17 protein-coding genes and 1 riboswitch are annotated in these 17840 nt (G+C 66.7%); of the genes, 11 read left to right on the top strand and 6 right to left on the bottom strand.

Translation table 11 applies throughout. The features are described from left to right. Window positions 1-7: 7 nt before the first annotated feature. Entirely contained in the window at window positions 8-898 is an 891-nt protein-coding gene (gene serB / locus ACQR0W_RS22170) for a phosphoserine phosphatase SerB (RefSeq protein ID WP_315752739.1), read from the bottom strand. Between the two features lie 3 nt (window positions 899-901). Here serB and miaA point away from each other — a divergent pair, with 3 nt between their 5' ends. From miaA to ilvC, 9 genes are all read left to right on the top strand, one after another. Beyond that, complete coding sequence (miaA, locus tag ACQR0W_RS22165) at window positions 902-1828, top strand: tRNA (adenosine(37)-N6)-dimethylallyltransferase MiaA (protein ID WP_316169790.1); 927 nt, start codon at window positions 902-904, stop codon at window positions 1826-1828. Window positions 1829-1861: 33 nt separating this feature from the next. Beyond that, the gene (locus ACQR0W_RS22160; RefSeq protein WP_315713349.1) at window positions 1862-2119 is read left to right on the top strand and encodes a FitA-like ribbon-helix-helix domain-containing protein; all 258 of its coding nucleotides are present in this window, start codon (window positions 1862-1864) and stop codon (window positions 2117-2119) included. Further along, window positions 2116-2544, top strand: a complete 429-nt coding sequence (locus ACQR0W_RS22155; protein ID WP_315713348.1) for a PIN domain-containing protein — start codon at window positions 2116-2118, stop codon at window positions 2542-2544. The genes ACQR0W_RS22160 and ACQR0W_RS22155 overlap by 4 nt, the downstream gene beginning before the upstream one ends. A gap of 404 nt (window positions 2545-2948) precedes the next feature. Beyond that, a complete protein-coding gene (locus tag ACQR0W_RS22150) occupies window positions 2949-4718 on the top strand; it encodes an acetolactate synthase 3 large subunit (RefSeq protein ID WP_315713347.1) in 1770 nt (589 codons plus the stop codon). 215 nt (window positions 4719-4933) lie between these two features. Then, window positions 4934-5917, top strand: coding sequence for a threonine dehydratase (locus tag ACQR0W_RS22145; RefSeq protein ID WP_316169789.1), 984 nt, complete (start codon window positions 4934-4936; stop codon window positions 5915-5917). 214 nt (window positions 5918-6131) lie between these two features. Continuing rightward, on the top strand, window positions 6132-6674 hold the full coding sequence (gene ilvN / locus ACQR0W_RS22140) for an acetolactate synthase small subunit (protein WP_315713345.1): 543 nt from the start codon (window positions 6132-6134) through the stop codon (window positions 6672-6674). Window positions 6675-6677: 3 nt separating this feature from the next. Further along, complete coding sequence (locus ACQR0W_RS22135) at window positions 6678-7367, top strand: class I SAM-dependent methyltransferase (protein WP_315825240.1); 690 nt, start codon at window positions 6678-6680, stop codon at window positions 7365-7367. A gap of 228 nt (window positions 7368-7595) precedes the next feature. Continuing rightward, on the top strand, window positions 7596-8198 hold the full coding sequence (locus tag ACQR0W_RS22130; protein ID WP_316174231.1) for a LysE family translocator: 603 nt from the start codon (window positions 7596-7598) through the stop codon (window positions 8196-8198). A gap of 150 nt (window positions 8199-8348) precedes the next feature. Then, a complete protein-coding gene (ilvC, locus tag ACQR0W_RS22125; RefSeq protein ID WP_315713342.1) occupies window positions 8349-9368 on the top strand; it encodes a ketol-acid reductoisomerase in 1020 nt (339 codons plus the stop codon). Window positions 9369-9453: 85 nt separating this feature from the next. On the opposite strand, the gene ACQR0W_RS22120 is transcribed toward ilvC, so the two are convergent. The 3 genes from ACQR0W_RS22120 to ACQR0W_RS22110 all read right to left on the bottom strand — a co-directional run bounded on the left by ACQR0W_RS22120 (window position 9454) and on the right by ACQR0W_RS22110 (window position 13881). Next, a complete protein-coding gene (locus ACQR0W_RS22120) occupies window positions 9454-10032 on the bottom strand; it encodes a hypothetical protein (protein WP_315825239.1) in 579 nt (192 codons plus the stop codon). Window positions 10033-10107: 75 nt separating this feature from the next. Next, complete coding sequence (locus tag ACQR0W_RS22115; RefSeq protein WP_316174230.1) at window positions 10108-12183, bottom strand: TonB-dependent receptor plug domain-containing protein; 2076 nt, start codon at window positions 12181-12183, stop codon at window positions 10108-10110. A 96-nt stretch (window positions 12184-12279) separates the two neighbouring features. Continuing rightward, window positions 12280-12497, bottom strand: a riboswitch (cobalamin riboswitch). Window positions 12498-12768: 271 nt separating this feature from the next. Next, a complete protein-coding gene (locus ACQR0W_RS22110) occupies window positions 12769-13881 on the bottom strand; it encodes a DUF2336 domain-containing protein (protein ID WP_316187041.1) in 1113 nt (370 codons plus the stop codon). 543 nt (window positions 13882-14424) lie between these two features. Between ACQR0W_RS22110 and ACQR0W_RS22105 the strand changes: the two genes are divergently transcribed. Together ACQR0W_RS22105 and ACQR0W_RS22100 are read left to right on the top strand one after the other, a co-directional pair. Next, the gene (locus ACQR0W_RS22105; protein ID WP_316187040.1) at window positions 14425-15282 is read left to right on the top strand and encodes an SDR family oxidoreductase; all 858 of its coding nucleotides are present in this window, start codon (window positions 14425-14427) and stop codon (window positions 15280-15282) included. Continuing rightward, window positions 15282-15584, top strand: coding sequence for a hypothetical protein (locus ACQR0W_RS22100; RefSeq protein WP_315825236.1), 303 nt, complete (start codon window positions 15282-15284; stop codon window positions 15582-15584). Before ACQR0W_RS22105 ends, ACQR0W_RS22100 begins: the two co-directional genes overlap by 1 nt. A gap of 31 nt (window positions 15585-15615) precedes the next feature. On the opposite strand, the gene ACQR0W_RS22095 is transcribed toward ACQR0W_RS22100, so the two are convergent. Beyond that, a complete protein-coding gene (locus ACQR0W_RS22095; protein ID WP_315713335.1) occupies window positions 15616-16257 on the bottom strand; it encodes a response regulator transcription factor in 642 nt (213 codons plus the stop codon). Continuing rightward, window positions 16254-17651, bottom strand: coding sequence for a histidine kinase (locus tag ACQR0W_RS22090; protein WP_316169870.1), 1398 nt, complete (start codon window positions 17649-17651; stop codon window positions 16254-16256). Before ACQR0W_RS22090 ends, ACQR0W_RS22095 begins: the two co-directional genes overlap by 4 nt. Between the last annotated feature and the right edge of the window lie 189 nt (window positions 17652-17840).

The raw sequence follows: 17840 nt of genomic DNA, 5'->3' as shown, positions 1-17840 counted from the left end.
AGTCTCGTCAGTCGACGAACTGATCGCGCGTGTAGCCCTGGGCATAGAGCAGGGCGGTGAGGTCGCCGTGGTCGATGCGGGCCGAGGCTGCGGCCGAGACCGCAGGCTTGGCGTGATAGGCGACGCCGAGACCGGCCGCCTCGATCATGCCGAGGTCGTTGGCGCCGTCGCCGACCGCCAGGGTGTCGATCTCGTCGAGATCGAACGCCTCGCGCAGCTCGATCAGGGTGGCGAGCTTGGCGTCGCGGCCGATGATCGGCTCGCGCACCTCGCCCGTGAGCTTGCCGCCATCGATGATGAGCTCGTTGGCGCGGTTCTCCTGGAAGCCGATCTTGGCCGCGATGGCGCTGGTGAACAGCGTGAAGCCGCCGGAGATCAGGCAGGTATAGGCGCCGTTGGCGCGCATGGTCATCACCAGATGACGGCCGCCCGGCGTCAGCTTGATGCGCTTGGTCAGGACTTCGTCGACGACGCTCACCGGCAGGTCCTTCAGCAATGCGACGCGTTCGCGCAACGCCGGCTCGAACGCGATCTCGCCGCGCATGGCGCGCTCGGTGATGGCGGCGACGCGCGGCTTCAGCCCGGCGAAATCGGCGAGTTCGTCGATGCATTCCTGCCCGATCATGGTGCTGTCCATGTCGGCGAGGAAAAGCTTCTTGCGCCTGACGGCTTCCGCCTGCACGACGATGTCGATCGGCATGTCGCCGCGCAGGTCGCGCAGACGCGCCTCGAGCTTGTGGACCTCGCCGTCGTGGGCGAAGGGGATGTCGATCGCGACCTCGTCGAACAGCCAGCGCGGCGTGCCCGGCGAGGGCAGAACGGCCAGGAAGGCCTCCACGATCGTGGTATCAAGCGCGGGATCGGCGGGATTGCAGATGAAGGTGGCGACGAGAGACATCAGGTGACTTTGCCAGGGATCAACAAAGCGGTGCTTATCGCAGGGCCGACCGCCAGCGGCAAGTCGGCGCTGGCGATGGAACTTGCGCAAAAAGCGGGCGGGGTCGTCATCAACACCGATTCCATGCAGGTCTACCGCGATCTGAGGGTGCTGACGGCAAGGCCGACCTGCGACGAAGAGGCCACCGTGCCGCACCGGCTCTACGGCCATGTCGATGCCAGCGTGAACTACTCGGCCGGCCATTATGTCCGGGATGCCGCGGAGATCCTGGGCGAGGTGCAACGGGCCGGGCGGCTGCCGATCTTTATCGGTGGCACTGGCCTGTATTTCAAGGCGCTGACATCAGGGCTGTCCGCGGTGCCGCCCGTGCCGGATGAGGTGCGCGACGCGGTGCGTCTCAGGCTCGATCGCGACGGCGTCGAGGCCTTGCATGCCGAGCTGGCGCGACGCGATCCGGCGGCGGCCGCGCGGCTGAACGTCCGCGACCGCGCCCGCGTGGCCCGGGCGCTGGAGGTGATCGAGGCGACGGGTCGGCCATTGGCCGACTGGCATGCCGAGGCCACTCCGCCGCTGCTGCCGGAGGGCAGCTATCGGGCGCTGTTCATCGCTCCGGAGCGCGAGGCGCTGTATGCGCGGATCGATGCACGGTTCGATCTGATGCTGGAGCGCGGCGCGGTGCAGGAGGTCGAGCGGCTGGCCGCGCGCGGCCTCGATCCGCTGCTGCCGGCGATGAAGGCCCACGGCGTGCCGGCGCTGATCCGCTATATCAGAGGGGAGATCACGCGGGAGGAGGCGGCCGCCATCGGCAAGGCCGACACCCGCCATTATGCCAAGCGGCAGTTCACCTGGTTTCGGCACCAACTGCCGGAGTTCGAGTGGATGAGCCCGGAGGCGGCGCGGGAGGGGATGGCAGCATTGAAAGATTTTTGATATCGTGATATCAATTAGATGGAGGCTCTTCTGATGGCTGACATCCTGATCCGCAAAGTGGACGACGCGACCAAGGAGCTGTTGCGACTTCGCGCCGAACGCCGTGGCAAGAGCTTGGAGGCTGACCTGAGGGAGACGTTGGAAAAGCTTGCTCGTGAGGAAGCGGAGTCGCCCGACGATATAGCGCCGTTTGGCAGCTGGCTCTTTGCCATCACGAGGCCGGGCGTCGACCTTGATGAGGAGCTCAAACTGCTCCGCGCCGCTCCGATCCGGTCGGTCGATTTCGAATGATCCTGCTCGATACCAACGTCATCTCAGAGGTGTTGAAGCTGGCGCCAGCGATGCAAGTGATCCGCTGGCTCGACGTCAACTTTGCGAATGCCGCGATATCGAGCATCACCATTCTCGAACTCGGCGCGGGTGTTGCGATGCTCGACGACGGACGGCGGAAAGACAGCCTCCAGAACGCGATCAGCCGGACGATCCGTCGCTTCGGAAGCCGGGTTTATGCATTCGACGCTGCCGCCGCCCAAGCCGCTGTTCAGCTGGTTGCAATAGCGCGAGCGCGCGGGTTGCCGCTGCAACAGATCCCGACGAAGCTCGCTGATCTGCAGATCGCCGGTATCGCGTCCGCCTATGGTCTTGACCTCGCAACGCGAAATGCTGGCGATTTCGCTGGGCTCGGGCTCTCGCTGATCAACCCTTGGAACCCCTAAGTCCGCGCGAGCGGTAGGCCCTTTGCGGCAGCGCTGGCCAAATTACCGCTCGCCGAACGGAAAATTCCGCGTTAACATCGCAAAATCGCGCTGACGGGCCGGCTTTGCCTTGACATTGGGGCATCGCCGGCTATGTTTCGCGCAACCTTTGGGAAGTTCGCTCGGCATCATGCGCAACTTTATTTCCATCCTCCTTATCGCCGTCGTACCCAGGCGCACCGCCGGGGATGGCTAGCGGCCATCCAAATTCCGAGCGGTGCGCAGGGCCTTCCAGGGCCCTTTTTTATTGCCTGGAAGCCAGCGATCCGACCGAAACGACCCTGACCCAAGTGATCAAAACCGACTGACCAAGACCGACTGACCAAGACCGACCAGCCGCTGACAGAAGCGATCCGGAGCCCACCATGACCGACAAGAGCCACGATCCGAACCAGATGACCGGCGCCGCGATGATCGTGCGCGCGCTCATCGACCACGGCGTGCAGCACCTCTTCGGCTATCCTGGCGGCGCGGTGCTTCCGATCTATGACGAGATCTTCCAGCAGAGCGAGGTCGAGCACATCCTGGTCCGCCACGAGCAGGGCGCTGGCCACGCCGCCGAAGGCTATGCGCGCTCGACCGGCAGGCCGGGCGTCGTGCTGGTGACCTCGGGCCCCGGCGCCACCAACATGGTGACGCCGCTGGCCGACGCGCTGATGGACTCGATCCCGCTGGTCTGCATCACCGGCCAGGTGCCGACGCATCTGATCGGCAACGACGCGTTCCAGGAGTGCGACACCGTCGGCATCACCCGGCCCTGCACCAAGCACAACTGGCTGGTCCGCAACGTCAACGATCTCGCCAAGGTGCTGCACGAGGCGTTCTATGTCGCGACCACGGGCCGTCCGGGACCGGTCGTCGTCGACGTGCCGAAGGACGTGCAGTTCGCGACCGGCACCTATCATCCGCCACGCAAGTCCGACGTCCACATCTCCTATTCGCCGCGCGTGAAGGGCGACGCGATGCAGATCCGCAAAGCCGTGGCGCTGCTGGCGGGCGCCAAGCGGCCGGTGATCTATTCCGGCGGCGGCGTCATCAATTCGGGGCCGGAGGCCTCGCGGCTGCTGCGCGAGCTGGTCGAGGTCACGGGCTTCCCGATCACCTCGACGCTGATGGGATTGGGCGCCTATCCGGCGTCGGGCACCAATTGGCTCGGCATGCTCGGCATGCACGGCACCTACGAGGCCAACATGGCGATGCATGATTGCGACGTCATGCTGTGCGTCGGCGCGCGCTTCGATGACCGCATCACCGGGCGCACCGATGCGTTCTCGCCCGGCTCGAAGAAGATCCACATCGACATCGATCCGTCCTCGATCAACAAGAACATCCGCGTCGACGTGCCGATCATCGGCGATTGCGGCGACGTGCTCGCCGACATCCTGCAGGTGTTCAGGGCCGAGGCGAAGAAGCCCGACATCAAGTCGTGGTGGCAGGAGATCGCCGTCTGGCGCGCGCGCAACTCGCTGGCCTACCGGCCGAACCGCGACGTCATCATGCCGCAATATGCGATCCAGCGGCTGTTCGAGCTGACGCGCGGCCGCGACACCTACATCACGACCGAGGTCGGCCAGCACCAGATGTGGGCGGCGCAGTTCTACGGCTTCGAGGAACCGCACCGCTGGATGACCTCGGGCGGTCTCGGCACCATGGGCTACGGCCTGCCGGCCGCGATCGGCGTCCAGGTCGCCCATCCCGACAGCCTCGTCATCGACATCGGCGGCGACGCCTCGGTGCAGATGACGATGCAGGAGATGTCGACGGCCGTGCAGTACGAGCTGCCGGTCAAGATCTTCATCCTCAACAACCAGTACATGGGCATGGTGCGGCAGTGGCAGCAGCTGCTGCACGGCAACCGCCTGTCGCACTCCTACTCGGAGGCGCTGCCGGATTTCGTCAAGCTCGCCGAGGCCTATGGCGGCGTCGGATTGCAGGTGAGCAAGCCCGGCGATCTCGACGGCGCGATCAAGGAGATGATCTCGGTCAAGAAGCCGGTGCTGTTCGACTGCCGCGTCGCGGCGCTCGAAAACTGCTTCCCGATGATTCCGTCGGGCAAGGCGCATAACGAGATGATCCTGCCGGCGGAGGCGAGCGATCCGGCCGCCGCGTTCGCGGGCGGCAAGGCGCTGGTGTGAGTCTGATAGGTTTGATGGTGCGGTGATGGCACGCGCGTCCGGCAGTCTCTCTCTTAACCTCTCCCCGCTTGCGGGGAGAGGTCGACGCGCAGCGTCGGGTGAGGGGGCCTCTCCACGCAGTCGGCCTCGCGGAGAATCTCCCTCTCCCCGCAAGCGGGGCGAGGGAGCTCATCTGCTTGCGCGGCCGCATTGTGCCCATGCGTCAGGGAGTTCTCATGTTCACCCTCGCTGAGCTCGAAGCCGCCCATGCCATCGTCGGCGCCGCGGTGCCGGCGACGCCGGCGCATGCGTGGCCGTTGCTGGCGGCGCGGCTGGGGACCGGGGTCGTCGTGAAGCACGAGAACCACACGCCGGTCGGCGCCTTCAAGGTGCGCGGCGGGCTGGTCTATGTCGACAACCTCAAGCGCACGCGGCCGGACGTCCGCGGCCTGATCACCGCGACGCGCGGCAATCATGGGCAGAGCGTCGCGTTTGCCGGCCGTCGCAACGGCCTGCCGGTGACGATCTACGTGCCGCGTGGCAACTCGGCCGAGAAGAACCGCGCGATGGCGGCGTTCGGCGCCGAGCTGATCGAGCACGGCAGCGACTTCCAAGAGGCGCGCGAGGAGGCCGGCCGCCATGCGGCGCGCGACGGCCTGCACATGGTGCCGTCGTTCCATCGCGATCTCGTGCGCGGCGTCGCGACCTACGCGCTGGAGCTGTTCCGCACGGCGCCCGACCTCGATGTGCTCTACGTCTCGATCGGGCAGGGCTCCGGCATCTGCGGCTGCATCCTGGCGCGCGATCTCTTGGGCTTGAAGACCGAGATCGTCGGCGTGCAGTCGACCGAGGCGCCGTCCTACGCGCTGTCGTTCGCCGCGCGGACGGTGGTGACGACCAACAGCGCCGACACCCATGCCGATGGTCTCGCGACGCGCAGCCCGGATGCGGATGCGCTCGCCATCATCCTGAAAGGCGCCTCGCGCATCGTGCAGGTCGGCGACGCCGAGATCGCCGAGGCCGTGCGCATTCTCTGGACCGACACCCACAATCTCGCCGAAGGTGCCGGCGCGGCACCGCTTGCGGCGGCCTTGCAGGAAAAGGGCAGGCTCGCCGGCAAGCGAGTCGGCCTGGTGCTCACGGGCGGCAACATCGATCTCGACCTGTTCAGGCGCTGGGTGCTGCCGGCGGCCACGCATGCCGAAGCGGGGGCCGCATGAGGAGCTCGCAACTCGCCACAAACACCGCTGTCATGCCCGGGCTTGACCCGCCTGCGCGGCCGAAGCCGCTTCGGCGCGGCAAAGGCCCGGGCATCCACGAACCGCGCGCTCGACGCTCGACGTGGAGGGCCGGGAGCGCAGACAAGTTTACGCAGTCTGCGCAAGGCAGACTGCTATGCCCGGCCATGACGGTTGAACTATCACGAGGACACCAATGAACCAGCCAGCGTCAGCCTATTTCCTCGAAGACCGTCACGATCCGAACGAGACGCACACGCTGGCGGTGCTGGTGCAGAACGAGCCGGGCGTGCTCGCGCGCGTCATCGGCCTGTTCTCGGGCCGCGGCTACAACATCGAGAGCCTCACCGTCTCCGAGACCGAGAGCCAGAAGCACCTCTCGCGCATCACCATCGTCACCACCGGCACGCCGATGGTGATCCAGCAGATCAAGCACCAGCTCGACCGCATGATCCCGGTCTACCGCGTCGTCGACATGACGCTGACCAAGCGCGCGATCGAGCGCGAGCTCGCGATGGTCAAGGTGCGCGGCACCGGCGAGCCGCGGGTCGAGGCGCTGCGGCTGGCGGATGCGTTCCGCGCCCGGGTGATCGACGCCACGACGGAAAGCTTCGTGTTCGAGATCACAGGCAATACCGACAAGATCACGCAATTCATCGATCTGATGCGTCCGCTCGGCCTGGTGGAAGTCGCCAGGACCGGCATTGCGGCGATCGGGCGGGGATCGGAAGGGATGTGAGCCATGCTGGCGCGCGACTGGTACTACAACGAACGCAACCGGATCGGGCTCGATCATGCCGTCGCCTCGATCTACGGCTCGGGCGATGATGCCGACGAGCGCGCGCGCGCTGCTCTGAAGATGCTCGGCGTCAAGCCGGGCTGGCGGGTGGCGGACATCGGCTGCGGCAACGGCGTGCTGGCGACCGAGGCGGCGCTGATGGGCGCCGTCGTCGACGCCATCGACATCTCGCCGGCGATGCTGGCGCTGACCCGGATCTACACCCGCGACCGCCGTACCGCGGTGCGGATGCATTCGGCGGGGCTGCTGTCGTTCGCCTATGAGCCGAACTCGTATGACCTGATCGCCAGCGAGTTCACGCTGCATCATCTGCCGGACTTCTGGAAGGCGGTGGCGCTGGCGCGCATCTTCGCGGCGCTGAAGCCGGGCGCACAGTTCTTCCTGCGCGACATCGTCTATGTCAGCATGCCCGACGGTGTCGAGCGCTCGGTCGAGCAGTGGGCGGATTTCAACATCAAGAACCACGACCTCGCCCGCGACAGCGTCATCACCCACATGCGCGACGAGAACTCGACCTTCGCCTGGGTGATGGAGCGCATGCTGGCCGAGGTCGGCTTCGTCACGGTCTCCGCCGACTACCATGCGCCGATGCACGCGACGTATGTGCTGCAGAAGCCGGCGGGGCAGGGCTAGGCGCTGATGTTCTTGTACGACGGTGAGGTGGCCACGCTGCCACCCTCCCCTGGAGGGGGAGGGTCGATCGCGCATGCAATGCGCGATCGGGGTGGGGTGGGCCGCCGCAAAAGCTCGCGCGTGGAGAGATCACCCCACCCCGCCTCACATCGTTGCTTCGCACGATGTGAGGCGACCCTCCCCCTCCAGGGGAGGTTGAAAAGTCGTCGTGTGGCAGGAGCTCATTAGATGTCCCAGCAGCTCCTCATCGCCTTTGTCACCTTCGCCTTCGTGATGGCGTTCACGCCCGGGCCGAACAACATCATGCTGCTGTCGTCGGGCGTGACCCATGGCTTCCGCCGCACGGTGCCGCACATGATGGGCGTCAGCTTCGGCTTCGCCTTCATGGTCGGCGCGGTCGGCTTCGGCCTCGCGACGGTGTTCATCCGCTATCCCCTGCTGCAGGACGTGCTGAAATATCTCGGCGCGGCCTATCTGATCTACCTCGCGGTCGCCATCGCCTTGTCAGGATCGGCCGAGCCTGGCGATGCCAAGCCGCGCGGCCCGATGTCGTTCTGGGGCGCGGCGCTGTTCCAATGGGTCAACGCCAAGGGCTGGGTGATGGTGATCAGCACCATCACCGCCTATGCCGCGATCGCCAGCTTTCCGGCCAACGTGGCGCTGCAGGTCGCGATCAGCTTCGTGATGGCGGTCGCCTCGACCATCACCTGGACCTTATTCGGCACCGCGCTGCGGCCGCTGCTCAGCTCCGAGCGCGCGGTCCGCGCCTTCAACATCCTGATGGCGGTGCTGCTCCTGGCCTCGCTCTATCCCGTGTTCATGGACGCATGAGGGAGACTGCCGCCATGCGAGATCGGGGTTTCCAAGCAGGGCCAAAATGCTCTAGACACGGGCCGGATTTCGTCCGGGCGCAGCCGCCCGTGCCTCACCCAAGCGTCTGACTTTCCAGCCAATTCCGGCCATCTCAAAGAGGAAACGACAATGCGTGTCTACTACGATCGCGACGCCGATCTGAACCTGATCAAGGGCAAGAAGGTCGTCATCGTCGGCTATGGCAGCCAGGGCCACGCCCACGCGCTCAACCTGAAGGATTCCGGCGTCAAGGACGTCGCGATCGCGCTGCGCAAGGGCTCGGCCTCCGCCAAGAAGGCCGAAGGCGCCGGCTTCAAGGTGATGGAAGTCGCCGAGGCCGCGAAGTGGGCCGACCTCGTGATGATGCTGACCCCGGACGAGCTGCAGGGCGACATCTACCGCGAGCACCTGCACGACAACATGAAGCAGGGCGCCGCGCTGGTGTTCGCGCACGGCCTCAACGTCCACTTCAACCTGCTCGATCCGCGCGCCGATCTCGACGTGCTGATGATCGCGCCGAAGGGCCCCGGCCACACCGTCCGCTCGGAGTACCAGCGCGGCGGCGGCGTGCCCTGCCTGATCGCGATCGCCAAGGACTCCTCGGGCAATGCCCATGACCTCGGCCTGTCCTACGCCTCGGCGATCGGCGGCGGCCGCGCCGGCATCATCGAGACCACGTTCAAGGAAGAGTGCGAGACCGACCTGTTCGGCGAACAGGCGGTGCTGTGCGGCGGCCTGGTCGAGCTGATCAAGGCCGGCTACGAGACGCTGACCGAGGCCGGCTACGCGCCGGAGATGGCCTATTTCGAGTGCCTGCACGAGGTCAAGCTGATCGTCGACCTGATCTATGAAGGCGGCATCGCCAACATGAACTACTCGATCTCCAACACCGCCGAATACGGCGAGTACGTCACCGGCCCGCGCATCATCACGCCGGAGACCAAGGCCGAGATGAAGCGCGTGCTCGACGACATCCAGTCAGGCCGCTTCGCGCGCGACTGGATGCTGGAGAACAAGGTCAACCAGACCTCGTTCAAGGCGACCCGCGCCAAGCTTGCCCAGCACCCGATCGAGGAAGTCGGCGCCCGCCTGCGCGACATGATGCCCTGGATCAAGAAGGGCGCGCTGGTCGACAAGTCGAAGAACTGAGGTCTTGCGGCGAAACCGAGAAATGAAAACGGCGGGCAGAGGCCCGCCGTTTCTGTTTGGGGTCGTTGAAGGCCCGCCGGCGCGTTCAGGACGCCGCGCGGCGCGACGCCACCGGCGTCAGCAGGCGGACGATCTCGCTGACGGCGACGAGGCCGACGAGCCAGGCGGCGCTGGTCAGGCCGAGGCGGGCGACGATCGGGAGCGCGAAGCTCGCGGCGCCGCCGAGTGCCGGCGTGGCGGCCAGCAGCACCAGCTCATAGGCGGCGTAGGCACTGAGGAGCGCGACAGCAAGCGCAACCGTCGCTGGTGCTGTGCGCAAGGTCGCCAGGGCCATGCGGGCCACAACGGTGGCGCTGAGCGCCGCGACGCCGATCATGGCGCCCCAGGCCAGGGTGTTGGCATCGACCGGATAGTGCAGGGCGCCGAAGCCGATGCCCTGGTTGACCAGCCAGGCGCCGAGCATCACCGGCAGCGCCGCGCGCAGCGGCAGCATGGCGGCGGCGATCACGGCGAAGGCCGCAAACGGCGTCGCGCAGGCGAACACGAAGCTTGCCAGCGCGCAGGCCCCTGTCAGCAGCGCGAAGCAGAACGCAGCGGCATGCCGTTGCGGAACGGGCGCGAGGCGAGCCTCGGAACCAGGCCGGGCGAGGACGTCGAGAGTCATGGAACATCTCCTTCTGTTGCGATTGTAGTCCATTTCGGCAGCTTCTGTCAGCCGCCGGGAGGTTGGTCGGCGGCGTCACTGCACGCCGAAGCTCGCCACCCGGATGCCGCCGAACACGCCGAAGCCCGGCGCGAGGAATCCGGTCGGGTTCTGGTAGTGATGGTTGAAGAGGTTGTCGATCCGGCCGAACAGCTTGACCTGGTCGGACAGCGCGTAGTCGCTGCGCAGGTTGACGACCGTATAGCCGGGCGCGACGAGGCCGGTGGTCATGCCGTCGCGGCTGACGTCGAGCCAGTCGCCGATGTGCAGCAGCGTCGCTGACAGCGTCAGCGCATCGATCGGCCCCCATGTCGCGGTGGCGCTCCATTTCTCCTTCGGCCGCCGCAACAGCTGCAGGCCGGTGGCCGCATCGACCGCGCGGGTGAACGTGTAGTCCGCACGCAGCGAGATCCGGTCGGTGAGATCAGCGGTCACGAAGCTCTCGGTGCCTTCGGTGGTCGCGAGGCCGACATTGGCGTAGGAGGTGAAGGTCGCGTTGAAATTGATCAAGTCGGTGATGCTGTTGTGGAAGTAGGTCGCGCCGAAGCGGAGACGATCGTCGAACAGCGGCTGCTCGAAGCCGGCGTCGTAGCCGGTGCTCTGCTCCGGCCGGAGGTTGGGATTGGCGAAGAAGTTGAACGCCGGAAAATCCTGGTGCAACTGGCTCAGGGTCGGCGCCTTGAAGCCGGTGCCGTAGCTCGCCTTCAGCTTGGTCTCGGTCACCGGCAGGATCACCGCCGGCGCGATCCGGTAGGTGCCATGGCCGCCGAACTGGTCGTTGACGTCGTTGCGCAGGCTCGCCACCACGAACCAGCGCTTCGCGAACTCGGTCTGCAACTCGACGAAGCCGGCCTTGCTGCCATTCTCGGCCGAGAGGTCGGCGGTCTTCAGCCGCTCGGTCTGCTGCTCCAGGCCGACGACGAGATTGTTATGCGGCGCCAGCTCGGTCACCGCGTGCCAGTCATACTTGATGCGCTCGCCGGTCGCGACCGCTGCCACCGGATTGCCAGCCGTCAGGTCGGACGACCGGTCGTTCACATAGTTGACGCCGAAGTAGTTCCGGATGCGGCCGCCGAGCAGCGACCACACGGCTTCCTGGCGTGTCGCAAGCTGGTGGACGGCGTGGTTGCTCTGGGCCGCGTCGGGAAAGCTCGGAAAGCCGCTGTCGCCGGTGAACAGCAGCGTCGCGTCGGTGTATCGAACCACCGAGTTCAGCGTCCAGGCCTCGTTGAGGTCGACGCCCAGCTTGGCCGAGGCGGTGACGTTGTCGTAGGCATTGCCGATGGCCTTCTGCCCCGCAGGCAGCAGCTGCCACGGGGTCACCGGAACGTCGCCGGCGTGCAGATGCGCGACATTGATCGCGTAGTTGACATTGTTTTGTGAGCCGCTGACGCCGGCTGACTGGTTGAAGGTCTTGAACGAGCCGCTCTCGACCGAGGCGGTCGCGCGCGCCGGGCCCTCGCCCTTGCGCGTGATCACCGAGATCACCCCGCCGATCGCATCCGAGCCGTAGAGCCCGCTCTGCGGCCCGCGCAGCACCTCGAACTGCTGGATGTCGGCGGCGAGCAGATGCGCGAAATCGAACGCGCCATTGCCGTTGGTGACATCGCCGACGTCGATGCCGTCGATGAAGAGCTTGGTGTGATTGGCGTTGGTGCCGCGCATGAAGACGTTGGTCTGGCCGCCCGGGCCGCCGGCCTGCACCACGTTCAATCCGGGGATCGTGCTCAGGATGTCCGGCACGGTGCGGGCCTGCTGCGCGGCGATGTCCTTGTCGGTCACCACGGTGATCGCATTCGCGACGTGGGCCACTGGCGTGACGACGCCGGTCGGGCTGACGGCGACGGGGGTTCCGGCTGGCGCGGCCGGCTTTGCCGCCGGCACCTGCTGATGCGGGGCGTTGCCGGTTCTGCGGGGGATGGCTGGTTTTTGAGCGATCGGCTCGCGCGGCGGGTCGACCTCAACCGGGGGCAGAAGGTCGGGGGAGGCGGATTGCTGCGCTGCTGTGGGCGAGGGGCCGAGCAGGGCGAATGACGAGAGGACGCAGAACGACGACAGAAGGGCGCGACTGCGCCTGGCATGGGGAACGGGGGACACGAGGAACCTCGGCATGACGTCAGTGGCACGTCACCGCGAACGAGGTCTCATGCAGCCCTTTGCAGGCCTGCCTGAAAACGATGCCAATAACGCCCCGACCGGCATCCTCGCGTGTGACCACGGCTGACGGCAGGTCTCCTGGCTCGCGGGTCGTCACCTCCACGTCGCCTTCCCGGGACCGAGATTTCCCAGTGGCCTTTGACGCGAGATTCGCCGCTTACAGTTGCGGGGGCAGCTGCGGCCTTCGGTCACGTCCCTTGCGAGACGCATCCGGCACCGCATTCCCTTTTGAGCCCCGGTCGAGGGGCACCGTCGCGATCACCGTAGGAGTGCGGACGCACCAAAGTCAATCCGGCGCCCGGCGATCTCCTGGCGATAACGCTGGCCGGTCGGCTCGGTGATGCCCGGCCGCCTGCGACAACCATAGCTGTCGTCCGTGCGAACGCAGGGACCCATAGCCACCGGCGGTCGTGTGGCGAAGGACGACGATCAAGACATTTTCCGCCAATTCACATCACGCGGTATGGGTCCCTGCGTTCGCAGGGACGACAGCGGAGTGCGAGTCGTTGCTGATGAGGATTGCGCCTTGTGAGCACCCGCTCACTTCTCGACCTTGTTGTGCACCATCCAGAATCGCAGCGTGCGCTGGGCGGTGTCGAGCGACAGGCGGCCGTAGTCGCGTTCCGCGAGCTTGAGCGTGTCGCTGTCGATGGCGTGCTTGATCGGCCGGTGGGTCAGGATTTTCGCCACCACCGACCAGGCCAGCCCGGCGGCACGGCAAGGGATCAGCACGATGTCGGTGCGCGGGCCTTCGAGCACCTTGGCCATCATCTCGGTCGGGACGTTGTTGAGCAGGCCGAGTGCGGCGGAAACCTCGCCGAAGCGGCGGGTTTCGGCGAAGAAGGCGATGGCGGCATCGTTGAGCTCGTTCAGCCCCTTCATGCGCTTGACGGCCTCTTCGGCCAGCGTGAAGTCGCGCCCGACCAGGCCGCCGTCGCTGCGCGCAACGTCGGCGATCGCCTTGAGGATCTTCTTGATCTCCTGTTGCAACGCCGGCGGCGCCGAGGCCATCAGCCTGGCGCGCACGGCTTCGGTCGCGCGGCGCAGGAGGTCGCGCAGGTGCTTGGTGGGCAGGTCGACGCGCAGCCCGATGATCTCGGACAATTCGTCGTCGTCCTCGGCATGCGCCATCATCCCGGAATAGCCGGACTCGGAGAAGCGCGCGGTCTGGTTGTTGGCGAGCTTGCGGATCACCCGGCGCTCGCCGCGGTCGACGATGATGTCGGTCACCGCCTCGGTCAGATGCGGACGGCTGGAGATCGCCATCAGGTGATCCTGGCCCTTGGTCGCCGCGACCTCCACCAACGTACGCTCGGTGAGCCGGCTCGAGTGCATCAGCACGTTCTCGGCCACCGAGATTTCGTCGTCGCGGGCGAGCTGCTGGATCAATTCGACGGGCGCGTAGTCGACCGGCGCGAGATGCTTGCTGAGCTCGGCCCGCGCGCGGGTCTCGACCCGCGAGACCAGCATGCACAGCACGTTGTCGAATACCTTGATCTGGTCCTCGCTGAGGCGTTCGCCGTCATGCAGGAACAGGTTGGTGACTTGGCGCAGCGTGTTGACGCGCTTCGCCGAGGTGCCGCTGCGGACGGCCTCTTCGAGTTCGGTGATGATGGAGTCTTCTGAAGGCGGAAGCTGTTCTGGCTGTGACACGATCGCGCTCGTTTGTCCCGGATTGCCGGAGCGACAGCAACGCGATTGTGATCCGCTGCAAGGCTTTCGGCCGGAGCAGTTTTCGGCACGGGCGATAACAATGCGTTAGGGGCCGAAGGCGTAGTACTCCGGAGAAACACGGATACGGAAAATTAAGACGATACATATAGGGGGGATGACGGGCTGGAGCCCGGTCTTCCGGAGATTCGCCGGACAGGCGATGGAATGAGGTGCGAACACCTCCCCGCAGACACGGCAACGACAGGCCAGCGAAGCGGAAAGGTTAATGATCTCATAAGGTCACAAACCTTCCTTCATCCAACTTGCTCGCTGCCCTAGATCTCACGTCAGCTGTCATCCTCCCAAGCCTTGAAACTTAAATCCCATTCTTGCCGCGGCCATTTTGCCGACGCGCCGTGCGATGCGTGGCGTCACCCGATGTTCCGGGGCAGGTTCGGCGGGCGATGACCTCGCGCGAAAAATCAGCGCCAGCATCCTGCCGCATCTCGTGCGATAATCGCCGCGCAAATCGTTGAGGTCACCATGAAATCCGTCGTCATCACCGGCGCATCCACCGGCATCGGGTTCGCCTGTTCGAAGCTCCTGCTCGCGCGCGGCTTTCGCGTGTTCGGCAGCGTTCGCAAGCAGGCCGACGCAGACCGTCTGCGCGGCGAGCTCGGCGCCAACTTCATGCCGCTGCTGTTCGACGTGACCGACGAGGCGGCGGTGAAGGCTGCCGCCGGCGAGGTGCGAGCGGCGCTCAAGGGCGAGACGCTCGCCGGTCTCGTCAACAATGCCGGTATCGCCGTCGCCGGTCCCGTGACGGAGCTGCCGATCGCGCAGTTCCGCCATCAGATGGAGGTCAACGTCATCGGCCCGGTCATCGCGACCCAGGCGTTCGCGCCGCTGCTCGGGGCCGATCCAGCCATGACGGGAGAGCGCGGCCGGATCGTGATGATCGGCTCAGTCGCGGGCCGCAACGGCAACCCGCTGATGGCGCCCTATTCGACCTCCAAGCATGCGGTCGAAGGGCTGTCCGAGAGCCTGCGCCGTGAGCTGATGCTGTTCGGGATCGACGTCATCGTCATCGCGCCGGGCGCGGTGAAGACGCCGATCTGGGCCAAGGCCGACGAAGTCGACCTGTCGCCGTATCAGGCCTCGCCGTTCTTCCCGGCGCTGCAGAAGATCCGCGCCTTCATGCTGCATCTCGGCCAGTCCGGGCTGCCGGCCGAGACCATCGCCGCGCGGGTGGCCGACGCCTTGACCTTGCCGGCGCCCAAGGTGCGCTACGAGATCGCGCCCGATGCCATGAGGCAATGGATCGTGCGGGTGCTTCCGAAACGGACCGTCGATCGCATGATCGCCAAGCGGCTCGGCCTGATGCCCGCGATCAGGCCCTGATGCCGGCGATGACGACCATCGGCAAGACCCAGGCGGAGCTGACCCGCCTGGTCGAGGAGGAACTTCGCGCGCAGCCGGGCTGCGAGACGGCACGTGTGCCGGCCGTTCATGCGCTCGACGTGCGCAGCGGCCGCAACTGGGAGATCCCGCACGTCGTTCTCGGCGACAGCCTGATCAGCGACGTCGACCGCGCCGTGATGAGCGTGCAGCGCCGGCTCGGGCGCGCATTTCACCTGATCGACGATCCGGTCACGGCGCCGGAAGCGGCAGCGACGCCGCAGGGCAACGCTGGCGACTCCTGACAATCCTTGCGGGGATGTAAGCCCTGCGGGCTCAGGTCAGCAGGCCCTGCCGCAGCGCCAGCCGCACCAGCTCGATGTCGCTGGCCACGCCGAGCTTGTCCTTGATCAGCGAGTGCAGGTTGGCGACCGTCTTCGGGCTGAGATGCAACGCTGACGCGATCTCGTCGGTGGTGCGTTCGGCGAGCAGCATCTGCATCACCTCGAACTCGCGCGCGGACAGGACGTCGGCGGCCGCGCGCTCGCCGGCGAGGCGGCTGAGCGCGAGCTCGTGATCGATGTCGGGGCTGATCGCGATGCGGCCTGCGAGCACGTCCATGACGGCGCGCACGAGCGTCTCCGGCGGGCTGCTCTTGGTGACATAGCCGCGGGCGCCGGCGCGGATCGCCTGCACCGCGAAGCCGGCATTCTCATGCATGGTGAAGACGAGGATGCGCGCGCCGCGATCCCATTGCCGGATGCGGCGGATGCCCTCGATGCCGCCGACGCCCGGCATGGTCAGGTCCATGATGACGAGATCGGGCCTGACCTCCTTGAACAGCCGGTAGGCTTCGGCGCCATCGGCGGCTTCGGCGACCACGCGCAGCCCCGGCTGCTTCTGCAGCATCGACCTGTAGCCCTCGCGGACCACGGCATGGTCGTCGACCAGCAGGATGGTGCCGGCGGGGGTCGTCATGCCGCACATGCCGTTTCCGGCTGGGTCGGCGCAGGCGAGAGGGCCGGGACCGGAATCTCGACGTGGAGGCGCGCGCCGCCGGAGGTGGCGGCGAAGCTCATCTGGCCTCCCATGGAGGCGACGCGCTCGCCCATGCCGAGCAGGCCCATGCCCGGCTTGTCGGGAGCTTCGCCGAGAAGACCGTCGTCTTCGACGGTGAGCAGGGTCGCGCTGACCGGCCCCTCCTGAAGCGTCAACTGCAACCGCACCCGCGTCGCGTCGGCGTGTTTGACGGCATTAGTGAGCGCCTCCTGCGCGATGCGGTAGATGTTGGTGGCGATGATGCCCGGCAGTCGGTCGACGTCGCCCGACAGGCTGATCTCGAAAACGGTGCGGCCGTGCTGGCGCCTGTTCCAGCCGGCGACGAGGCCCTCCAGGCTGCCGGCGAGGCCGAGCTCGTCGACATCAGGCGGGCGCAGCCGCATCAGCGCGCCGCGCAATTGCTCCATCATGTCGCTCGCGGTGCGCGCGATGCCGTCGCATTCGCCGACCAGAGCGGGGCAATCCTGCGCCGCGCTGTGACGGATCGATGCCGCGAGCGCCCGGATCGCCGCCAGCGACTGGCCGAATTCGTCATGCAGCTCGCGCGCCAGGTGGCGGCGCTCGTCGTCCTCCAAGGCGATCAGGCGCCGGGTCAATTCGCCGCGCTGGGCCAGCGCCGTCTCCAGCCCCTCGGCGAGCTGGTTGAAGGCAGCGCGGATCGCCGAGAGCTCGGCGAGGTCGAACGGCGGCAGCCGCGCCGACAGATCGTTGGCGGCGATCCGCTCCAGCCCGGCGCGGATCAGCCGGGTGGGGCGCAGCGCGCGGGCCAGCGCGGCGTAGGCCAGCGCGCACAGCAGCACCAGCGCCGTCCCGAGCACCGGCAGCAGCCGGCTGAGCTCGCGCCAGGCGTCCGCGGTCATGACGCCGGCGTCGATCCAGACGACGGCATCGCCCGTCGTTTCGTCGCGAAACCTGACCGGCCGTGCCGCTTCGCGGCCCGGATCGAACAGCCGCCGATACAGCATCGCGAAGGCGCGGGGCGGATCGTCCGCCTGCGCCTCGGCGCCGCCGCAGATGCGCTGCACGATCACGCCGTCGACGCCGCGATAGGCGATGCACAGGCCCGGTCGCATCGCCGCCGCCGCGACCGCATCGAGGTCGGGAAAGCCGGCCGGCGGACTGGCGACCCAATGCATCTTGCTTTGCTGCAATTGCAGCGTCCGGGCCGTGATCTCGGCGATCCGCTCATTGCGCACATGCACCGAGCGGTCGATGTCGAACAGCACATAGGCGCAGATCGCCGCGAAGCACAGCGCCGAGACCACCGAGATGCGCAGGGTCAGGCGGTATTTGAGGTCGTAGCGGGTCCACATCTTCGGTGTGTCCATGACAGCCCAGCCGGCCGGCATTTAACGGCAGAACCGTCCGGGCCAAAAGCGCCGCGGCCCGGTGGACGGTGCGGTCGTGAATTTTTCCCGTGCCGCGCCGGGACCGTGGCCGCTGCGGCGATGGCACGGCGGCGTCTAGCTTCCGACCGCAAGACATCGTTGCAGGGGGATCCC

The organism is Bradyrhizobium sp. HKCCYLRH1034, assembly GCF_051168375.1.
In the GTDB taxonomy this organism is placed as follows: Bacteria; Pseudomonadota; Alphaproteobacteria; order Rhizobiales; family Xanthobacteraceae; genus Bradyrhizobium.
Note: the sequence above shows the minus strand (reverse complement) of the source record. Positions and strands in the feature narration are given on the sequence as shown.

What these genes read in the sequence shown, in the direction of transcription:
- serB (WP_315752739.1), bottom strand. Translation starts at nt 898, where the DNA reads ATGTCTCTCGTCGCCACCTTCATCTGCAATCCCGCCGATCCCGCGCTT.
- ACQR0W_RS22160 (WP_315713349.1), top strand. Translation starts at nt 1,862, where the DNA reads ATGGCTGACATCCTGATCCGCAAAGTGGACGACGCGACCAAGGAGCTG.
- ACQR0W_RS22155 (WP_315713348.1), top strand. Translation starts at nt 2,116, where the DNA reads ATGATCCTGCTCGATACCAACGTCATCTCAGAGGTGTTGAAGCTGGCG.
- ACQR0W_RS22150 (WP_315713347.1), top strand. Translation starts at nt 2,949, where the DNA reads ATGACCGACAAGAGCCACGATCCGAACCAGATGACCGGCGCCGCGATG.
- ACQR0W_RS22145 (WP_316169789.1), top strand. Translation starts at nt 4,934, where the DNA reads ATGTTCACCCTCGCTGAGCTCGAAGCCGCCCATGCCATCGTCGGCGCC.
- ilvN (WP_315713345.1), top strand. Translation starts at nt 6,132, where the DNA reads ATGAACCAGCCAGCGTCAGCCTATTTCCTCGAAGACCGTCACGATCCG.
- ACQR0W_RS22135 (WP_315825240.1), top strand. Translation starts at nt 6,678, where the DNA reads ATGCTGGCGCGCGACTGGTACTACAACGAACGCAACCGGATCGGGCTC.
- ACQR0W_RS22130 (WP_316174231.1), top strand. Translation starts at nt 7,596, where the DNA reads ATGTCCCAGCAGCTCCTCATCGCCTTTGTCACCTTCGCCTTCGTGATG.
- ilvC (WP_315713342.1), top strand. Translation starts at nt 8,349, where the DNA reads ATGCGTGTCTACTACGATCGCGACGCCGATCTGAACCTGATCAAGGGC.
- ACQR0W_RS22120 (WP_315825239.1), bottom strand. Translation starts at nt 10,032, where the DNA reads ATGACTCTCGACGTCCTCGCCCGGCCTGGTTCCGAGGCTCGCCTCGCG.
- ACQR0W_RS22115 (WP_316174230.1), bottom strand. Translation starts at nt 12,183, where the DNA reads ATGCCGAGGTTCCTCGTGTCCCCCGTTCCCCATGCCAGGCGCAGTCGC.
- ACQR0W_RS22105 (WP_316187040.1), top strand. Translation starts at nt 14,425, where the DNA reads ATGAAATCCGTCGTCATCACCGGCGCATCCACCGGCATCGGGTTCGCC.
- ACQR0W_RS22100 (WP_315825236.1), top strand. Translation starts at nt 15,282, where the DNA reads ATGCCGGCGATGACGACCATCGGCAAGACCCAGGCGGAGCTGACCCGC.
- ACQR0W_RS22095 (WP_315713335.1), bottom strand. Translation starts at nt 16,257, where the DNA reads ATGACGACCCCCGCCGGCACCATCCTGCTGGTCGACGACCATGCCGTG.
- ACQR0W_RS22090 (WP_316169870.1), bottom strand. Translation starts at nt 17,651, where the DNA reads ATGTGGACCCGCTACGACCTCAAATACCGCCTGACCCTGCGCATCTCG.